This is a genomic window from Rugamonas apoptosis (assembly GCF_014042355.1).
GTDB lineage: Bacteria > Pseudomonadota > Gammaproteobacteria > Burkholderiales > Burkholderiaceae_D > Rugamonas > Rugamonas apoptosis.
Window position 1 is genome coordinate 1 of sequence record NZ_JACEZU010000041.1, and the last position, 702, is coordinate 702.

Annotated in this window: 1 protein-coding gene; it reads right to left on the bottom strand. The window is 61.8% G+C overall.

Annotated features, from left to right (window positions below):
- Window positions 1–81: 81 nt before the first annotated feature.
- Window positions 82–702 (bottom strand): polysaccharide deacetylase family protein (locus H3H39_RS27335; protein ID WP_182157692.1); only part of this gene is annotated, 621 nt, incomplete at its 5' end.

Genomic DNA, 702 nt, shown 5'->3' on the forward strand with positions numbered 1-702 from the left:
CAGGGCAGGCGGCCCGGTCGCACTCGATAGCCCGGGGCGAAACTGCCGCACCAGTTTAGCGTTTCGCGCCGGCTCCTGGGCTTAACGCAGTGACGACTGGAATTCGGGATCCAGTACGGAGCCGAACACAAAGCCCTCGGCCAGCAGGCGGGTGATGACCGCCTCCAGTTGTTTCAGCGTATTGCGGTGGATTTCGTGCATCAGGATGATACCGCCCTTGCGCGCCCGCGCGGCCGCGACCACGTGGCCTACGTAGTCGTCCTGGTATTGTGGCGCCACGCCGCAGGTCATGGCCTCTTTCATGTCGATCTTGCCGCTCTTGTCGTAGGCCCAGTCGCACGAATCGATATGCCAGCCGACGATCTTGTAGCCGTGCGCATGCACCAGTGTGTTGGTCGCGCACGAGGAATTGCCATATGGGTAGCGGAACAGTTTGGGTGACTGCGGTATGGCCAGCAACGCCTCGTTGCGCACCACCTCGTCGGCCTGGGCGGCCGCGTCGATCTCGTGGAAGTTGGGGTGATCCCACGAATGGTTGGCGACCAGCTGATGATTGCCGGCACGTACCTTTGCCACCAGATCGGGATTCTCCTCCGCCTGCTTGCCCACCATGAAGAAGGTGGCCGAGATATTGTATTTCTTGAGCAAGTCGAGGATGAACTCCGTCGCACCCGGCGCCGGACCATCGTCGAACGTGAGCGC